The organism is Acinetobacter sp. ABJ-A23_2 (genome assembly GCF_044538765.1).
GTDB classification, from domain to species: Bacteria; Pseudomonadota; Gammaproteobacteria; order Pseudomonadales; family Moraxellaceae; genus Acinetobacter; species Acinetobacter nosocomialis_A.
Genome location: NZ_JBIUCP010000019.1, coordinates 59,861 through 67,415, shown reverse-complemented (window position 1 = coordinate 67,415; position 7,555 = coordinate 59,861). Strand labels below are relative to the sequence as shown.

7 protein-coding genes are annotated in these 7,555 nt (G+C 41.8%); 2 read left to right on the top strand and 5 right to left on the bottom strand.

The window, feature by feature from the left end:
- Positions 1–261: 261 nt before the first annotated feature.
- Together ACH63V_RS08780 and abaI are read left to right on the top strand one after the other, a co-directional pair.
- Positions 262–678 (top strand): DUF4902 domain-containing protein, encoded by a 417-nt coding sequence (locus tag ACH63V_RS08780; RefSeq protein WP_396463277.1) that lies wholly within the window; start codon positions 262–264, stop codon positions 676–678.
- A 63-nt stretch (positions 679–741) separates the two neighbouring features.
- Entirely contained in the window at positions 742–1,308 is a 567-nt protein-coding gene (abaI, locus tag ACH63V_RS08775) for an acyl-homoserine-lactone synthase AbaI (protein ID WP_396463276.1), read from the top strand.
- Between the two features lie 95 nt (positions 1,309–1,403).
- Here the strand turns inward: abaI and ACH63V_RS08770 are convergent, their stop codons facing one another.
- The 5 genes from ACH63V_RS08770 to ACH63V_RS08750 all read right to left on the bottom strand — a co-directional run bounded on the left by ACH63V_RS08770 (position 1,404) and on the right by ACH63V_RS08750 (position 7,498).
- Positions 1,404–2,756 (bottom strand): MFS transporter, encoded by a 1,353-nt coding sequence (locus ACH63V_RS08770; RefSeq protein ID WP_396463275.1) that lies wholly within the window; start codon positions 2,754–2,756, stop codon positions 1,404–1,406.
- Positions 2,757–2,876: 120 nt separating this feature from the next.
- The gene (locus ACH63V_RS08765; RefSeq protein ID WP_396463274.1) at positions 2,877–3,902 is read right to left on the bottom strand and encodes an enoyl-CoA hydratase/isomerase family protein; all 1,026 of its coding nucleotides are present in this window, start codon (positions 3,900–3,902) and stop codon (positions 2,877–2,879) included.
- A 12-nt stretch (positions 3,903–3,914) separates the two neighbouring features.
- Complete coding sequence (locus tag ACH63V_RS08760) at positions 3,915–4,688, bottom strand: enoyl-CoA hydratase (RefSeq protein WP_396463273.1); 774 nt, start codon at positions 4,686–4,688, stop codon at positions 3,915–3,917.
- Between the two features lie 21 nt (positions 4,689–4,709).
- The gene (locus tag ACH63V_RS08755) at positions 4,710–5,837 is read right to left on the bottom strand and encodes an acyl-CoA dehydrogenase family protein (protein WP_396463272.1); all 1,128 of its coding nucleotides are present in this window, start codon (positions 5,835–5,837) and stop codon (positions 4,710–4,712) included.
- Between the two features lie 11 nt (positions 5,838–5,848).
- Positions 5,849–7,498 carry an AMP-binding protein gene (locus ACH63V_RS08750; protein ID WP_396463271.1) on the bottom strand — a complete coding sequence of 550 codons (1,650 nt, stop codon included), beginning with the start codon at positions 7,496–7,498 and terminating at the stop codon, positions 5,849–5,851.
- Positions 7,499–7,555: the final 57 nt, after the last annotated feature.

Below are 7,555 nucleotides of genomic sequence, written 5' to 3'. Positions count from 1 at the left end.
ATGAGAATAGATGCTATTTACAAAATTTATAACAAACTAAGCCTATGGAGCATTTTTTAAAAGTAATTTTCATATTAAAGCTACAAAATTTTCAATTTTACATAAGCAAACCTTAATACTTAAACAAGTCTCTAATAAGAAAAGCTTAACGGTGTAAGGTATCAAATTATATCTAACCTGTTAAACATAACAGTATTTAATTGGCAATAATTTATGTTATTTATCAATAGATTCCTAATTCAGGTTGCTTGAACAGGTAGCATGGCCAGCATCCCCCCTCATTTTCCAATCTCAACAGATGGTTTTATTCGCATGAATGAAAACCAGCTTATGAATTATCCTTTCCAACACGTCATATCTATTATTGAGTCTACACACATTAAAGAGTCTCAAATTATCTATTATGGTTTTACTGAATGGGCCACATTAAAGACCCCAGCTTTAAGTACCGGATGGGACTGGGAGTTCGTAGAGCAAAATGGTTTTGCTAGCTTAAAACGAATTGGCCTACCCAGAAGCAATATTATGATTGTTGATGTGTCTGGTACAGATATTGGATTTGATGTTACTGAAACACTGATTGAAAGAAAAATAGATACTCTGTTTTGGGAACAGTTCATTTATGCTCAAATCAATGCAACATTAACAAAGTCTAAATTAAGTCTGAATTTCTCTTAGAAACCTGTAAATTTTTACAGTTACCGCCTTCCCAGCTGTTCAGTAAAGTCACATCAAAAATAAGTGGAAGCACTTGTAATGAACATTATTGCTGGATTTCAAAACAATTTTTCAGAAGGCTTATATACCAAATTTAAAAGTTACCGTTACAGGGTATTTGTTGAACATTTGGGATGGGAGTTAAACTGCCCACATAATGAAGAACTAGATCAATTTGATAAAATCGATACAGCTTATGTGGTTGCTCAAGATAGAGAATCCAATATTATTGGCTGTGCCAGACTATTACCCACGACTCAGCCCTATTTATTGGGTGAAATATTTCCTCAATTACTCAATGGAATGCCTATTCCCTGCTCACCAGAAATTTGGGAGCTCTCAAGATTCTCTGCTGTAGATTTCTCGAATCCACCTACCACAGCAAGTCAAGCAGTGTCATCGCCAGTTTCTATTGCAATTCTGCAAGAAGCTATTAACTTTGCAAGAGAACAAGGGGCCAAACAACTTATTACGACCTCTCCTCTTGGTGTAGAGCGTTTATTACGTGCTGCGGGTTTTCGTGCCCATCGTGCAGGCCCACCAATGACGATTGATGGATATTCGATGTTTGCATGTTTAATTGATGTGTAATTGTTTAAAGGTTAACTCTTGCTGCTTTAGCATGAGTTAACCTATTTTTCTATAACCAAGAAATATACATACCACCAAGACAAAAATAACGCTTATCAATCAGTCTTGGTTTTTAAATTTAAGTTTACTTTTTTATGATAATCCTCATCCGTTTTAGTCGTCCAGTCACGCGGCATAAAGGAGGTCGATATAATGGCAACGATAGCCATACTTCCAATATAAAGCATAATTAAATATGGATTACCTTGCCCAACACTAAGCAGTTTAGTGGCAATCATCGGTGCTAAACCACCGCCTAATACACCAGCCAACTGTACCGAAATAGAGATTCCGCTGTAGCGAATTTCCGCAGGAAATTGACGGGCGAAAAGCTGAGCTTGTGGTGCATACATAATCGGGAAAACCACGCCAATTGCTAACACAATTGCTGTCCAGACGAGTACCGGATCTTTTGTGTTGAGCATGGTGAAAAATGGATAGCAGTAAAGTGCCAATATGCATAAACCAAACATGAACATATTGCGTTGACCCACTTTATCTGACAAATGTCCACATAATGGTGTCATAAATAGAATGACTATTGCACCGCAAATGGTAGCAAACAAAATGTCTTGGCGTGCGATACCAAGTTGCGCAGTGGTATAAGCCAATGTAAAGGTTGAGGCAATATAGAACCATGCGTTTTCGGCAGCACGCGCCAAAATAATAGTGATGAGTTGCTTTGGATGGTTTTTAAAAACTTGTAAGGCAGGAACTTTGACTTCTTCGGACTGCTGTTTTACTTTTTCAAAATCTGGTGACTCTGGTACTTTCACCCGAATGTACCAACCTACTGCTAGTAAAATAATGCTGGCAAGAAATGGTAAACGCCACCCCCAGCTAAACAGTGCTTGTTCAGGTAATAACGACACCAGCCCTAATGCAATTGAGGCTAGCATTAAACCGCCACCGGTACTGGCTTGAGGTAAGCTTCCCCAAAAACCTTTACCACCTTCGGGTGCATGTTCAACGGCCATAAGCACAGCGCCGCCCCACTCACCACCCATTGCCATCCCTTGAATAAATCGCAAGATGACCAGACCAATTGCAGCCCAATAACCAATTGATTCATAAGTAGGTAATAAGCCAATCAGTACGGTTGGGATCCCCATGAGCATCAAGGTCAGTAGTAACATCGATTTACGGCCAATCTTGTCACCAAAGTGACCAAAGACTAAGCCACCTAAGGGCCGCCCAATAAACCCAACGGCATAGGTTGCAAATGCCGCAAGTACACCTGTAAGTGGGTCCAGATTAGGGAAAAATAATTTATTAAAAATCAGTGCCGCCGCCGCACCATAAACAAAAAAGTCATACCACTCAATGGTGGTACCGACCATGCTAGAGATGCCTGCTAATCGATGTGACGACTTTTTAGAATGTGAACCGTTTCCATGTATTGTTTGCATCGTAATATCCTTTTTAGATTTTCTTGTTTTGTCTTTTTTATGCTTATGACCACTCCTGACCATAAGCATGTTCAGGCCTCGCTTTATCTCCTTAAGCTTTTTATATTGTTGTAATTCGGTTTAGCTCAGTTTTTCTAAAATTTGTTCCAACTCCGGATTACGTTCTTGCCACTGTGGCTGTTTGTCTTTATCGACGATGAGTGCGCGAACACCCTCAATAAAGTCCCCATGCTCAAACCAGATATCCTGTAAATCGCGCTCAAGCTGCATACACTGCTGTAACGAAAGCCCACGACCTAAATGTTGCAATTTCAGACTAGTTTGTTTAGCAATAAATGAACGCTGCTGCAAAATACTGAGCATCTTGCTTGCCCAAGTTTTTAAGCTTTCATCTTGTTCATTTTCAAGGCTTTGTTCGATTTCATCTAAATGCTGATATCCGAAGTGTTTACGGATACCTTCCGCTAATTGTTTTAATTCACTTTCAGCAGGATGAGTAATAAATCGGGTAATAATGTGTTCAATTCCCTCTTTAGTTAAACTCGGCGCCTCAACAAGAGCATCTTGTAAAGCTTGTAACTGCTCACTTGGCACATGGTAGTCAATTAAATCGAGGTAAAGCGCATCGCTACTGCTGATCTGCTCGCCCGTAATTGCCATATAAACGCCAATATCATCAAGGCGAGACAGGAAATGCGTTGCGCCAACGTCTGGGAAAAAGCCAATCGCTGTTTCAGGCATAGCAAATCTGGACTTTTCACTGCTTACCACAATGTGACAAGCTTGAGCCAAGCCAAATCCGCCACCTAAAACATAGCCATCAAGCAAGACGATGACTGGCTTTGCATATTCACGCAGTATATCTAGCATTTTATATTCGGCACTAAAGTAGCCTTTGTAGTCGGCTGTGCCATTTTTATAACTGTCGTAGAGATAGCGAATATCGCCACCTGCACAGAAGGCTTTTGGGCTATTTGACTTAATTAATACTGCCTGAACAGCAGCATCATTTCGCCACAGTTCCAATTGGGCACCAATACTTTTAATCATATCTAGCGACAATGCATTAAGATGAGTCACACGGTCTAAGGTAATAATGCCCAACTTACCTTGTTGCTCAATCATTAAGTGATTTTCTGTATTCATTTTATTGATCTCTTATTGATTTTTAAAATTTGGTTTTCGTTTTTCAACGAACGCCTGCATTCCTTCTTTTTGGTCAAATGTTGCAAATATTGAATGGAACATACGTCTTTCAAAACGCAAGCCTTCAGTAAGGTTTACTTCAAAAGCTCGGTTAATGGTTTCTTTAAGCATGATGTTTGCAGTTAAAGATCGTGCCGCAATTTTTTCAGCGGCTTGCAAGGTTTGTTCAAGTAATTCTTCTTTGCTAAACACACGTGCGACTAAACCACTTTGCTCTGCTTCTACAGCACCCATTTGACGAGCGGTAAAACACATTTCCATTGCTTTGGCTTTACCAATAGCATGAGTTAAGCGTTGTGTACCACCAATACCCGGAATTACACCTAAGGTGACTTCAGGCAAACCAAACTTGGCGTTGTCACCACAATAGATAAAGTCACACATGAGCGCCAATTCACAGCCACCACCTAATGCATAGCCACTCACCGCTGCAATTAGAGGTTTACGGCGCTGCGCAATACGATCTGCAAGATGGAAAAAGTCATCAAAATAAATATCAGGAAATGCTAAATCAGCCATTTCTTTAATGTCGGCACCTGCGGCAAAAGCCTTTTCAGAACCTGCCAATACCATACATCCGATTTCGCGGTCTTTTTCGAGCTGATCTAATGCCTGATTAATTTCACTAATTAATTCGCTGTTTAAAGCATTGAGCGCTTGAGGGCGATTTAATGTAATCAGTCCAACCCCATTACGCTTTTCTAATAAAATACTTTGCCACTGCATTACTTATTCCTTGTTCTGATTTTATAGACTACGTGCGATGACTAAACGCTGGATATCACTCGTGCCTTCGTAAATTTGGCAAATACGGGCATCACGATAGATACGTTCAATTGGGAAGTCTCTGAGATAGCCATAGCCACCAAACACTTGTAGTGCACTCGAACACACACGCTCCGTCATTTCTGAAGCAAATAACTTGGCCATTGAAGCTTCATTGAGACATGGTTGACCTGCTTCTTTTAAGCGTGCAGCATAGTGAACCAGTTGTCTCGCTGCTTCAATTTCAGTTGCCATGCTAGCAAGACGAAATGCGATGGTTTGATGCTCAAAAATTGGTTTTCCAAAAGTAATACGCTCTTTGGCATAACGAGTCGCCTCTTCGAGCGCCGCACGTGCTAAACCGACTGCTTGTGCAGCAATACCAATACGTCCACCTTCTAAATTGGCAAGAGCGATTTTCAAGCCCTCACCTTCTTTACCCAGCATAAGGCTTTTATGGATGCGCACATCTGTCAGGGCAATCTGGCAGGTATCTGACGCATGCAGACCGAGTTTTTCTTCAACACGAATTACTTCATAACCCAGCGTTTCACGTGGGACTAAAAATGCACTAATGCCCTTTTTACCCGCGCTCGGATCGGTCACGGCAAATACAATAATGACACCCGCATTATCACCCGAGGTAATAAACTGCTTGGCACCATTTAAGATGTAATCATCGCCATCTTTGACAGCTCGGGTTTTAATAGCTGCCGCATCTGAACCTGTATGCGGCTCAGTTAGGGCAAAAGCACCGATCATTTCACCTTGTGCCAGAGGTTTTAAAAAGCGCTCTTTTTGCTCATCGGTACCAAATTTTAAAATAGGCACACAACCAACCGAGTTATGTACACTCATGATAGTCGAAGTTGCGCCATCTGCTGCCGCAACTTCTTCGAGTGCTAGTACATAGGCTAAGTTACCTGTATCTGAACCGCCCCATTGCTCTGAAACAAGCATACCCATAAAACCGAGTTGTCCCATTTGAGCCAAGGTTTCTTTCGGAAAAGTCCCGTCCCGATCCCAATCACTGGCATAAGGTTTAATTTGTTCTTGGGCGAAACTTTTCGCCATGTCACGGATAAGTAATTGTTCTTCGGTAAATTGCATTATTATTTCCTTTACCCTGCTTTAGCTTGTTGTTTAGCAATTTCTTGATTACGCAATAAAAAGCGCTGAATTTTGCCACTTGGAGTTTTAGGTAATTCACTCACAAATTCAACTAATCGTGGGTAAGCATGAGCAGAAAGTCGTCTTTTAACAAACTGGCTGAGTTCTTCAGCAAGTGTTTCTGATGGTTGAGTAGTCGCGGATAAAATCACAAAAGCCTTAACCACTTCGGTACGGTCTGGGTCAGGCACACCAATCACTGCGGCCTCAACCACTGCATCATGTTCAAGTAAGGCACTTTCTACATCAAAAGGTCCAATCCGATAGCCCGATGTGGTGATCACATCATCGCTACGGCCTACAAAGCTCATGCTGCCATCGGCATGAAGTTCTGCAGTATCGCCCGTTAAGTAGTAATGACCAACAAAAGGCGATTTACGGCTTTCTTTATAGCCACCAAACCACATCATTGGAGATTGGCTAATATCGACTGCTAAAATTCCTGGTGTGTCTGGCGGAAGCTCTTCACCCTGTTCATTGACAATCGCAACACGGTAGCCCGGGCTTGGGAAACCTGCTGAACCAGCATGAATTTCATGTTTTAAACCATGGTGATTACACACCACCATGCCGACTTCGGTTTGTCCGTAATGGTCATAAATCGGAGCATCAAGCATTTGTTTAAACCAGCGAATTACTTCTGGATTCAGCGGTTCACCTGCACTGCTCACGACACGGAACTGCCCTTTTAACGGCGCCATTTGTGCTGGATCAGCCGCCATCATCATGCGGTAAGCCGTTGGTGCACCTGCCAAGTTGTTAACTTTATAATCTTTCACAATTTGGCATAAGCTATCTGTGCTGAACCCACCTTCATAAAACAAAGTAGCGTGGCCCAAGAATAATGGCCCAGTAATCGCATAGTACAAACCATACGCCCAACCCGGATCGGCAATATTCCAAAACGAGTCCTCTTCGGTTAAACCAATGGCATCTTGCATATATCGACCAAAGGCAATCAGTGCTTTTAATGGCACTTCCAATGGTTTCGCTGGCCCTGTAGTGCCTGAAGTAAACATGAGCAAGAAAGGATCTTGAATGCTACGCATGACTAGATCACATTGATCGGACTGCTGCTTCACTTCATTCCAGAAATTAAAATCACCTGCTTTGAGCGGAGTACCTTGTGCGTCGGCCACCGTCATAATTGCAGGGCACTTTTCAATTTCATCAAGCTTGCTACGGTTGCCCATATCGGTCACCACCAGCTTACTTTGTGCAAGCTGAATACGGTGCTCAATTGCTTTTGGACCAAATGCTGTGAATAGCGGTTGATAGACTGCACCAATTCGCCAAGCTGCCAAAATAGTCACGATCAGTTCAGGTGTTCTTGGTAATAATCCTGAAATACGGTCACCAGTTTTCACACCTTGTGCTTTTAAAAAGTTAGCGAACTGACTCGACCATTCTTTTAATTCACGGAAGGTATATTGCTCTTTACGCCCATCTTTTCCTTGCCAGTACAGCGCGATTTTGTCGCCATCTGCATGTCGATCACAACATTCGTAACATGCGTTCAGTGCATTGAGTGAACCTGACAACATCTGTTTTGCAGTACTTTCCAAATCGAAAGCCTGTACAGCATTTTGATAATCCATCATATCTTTTCCCTCAGTCCGGATTTGTTGTTATTCACGACAGGGTTTGATTTATTGGTT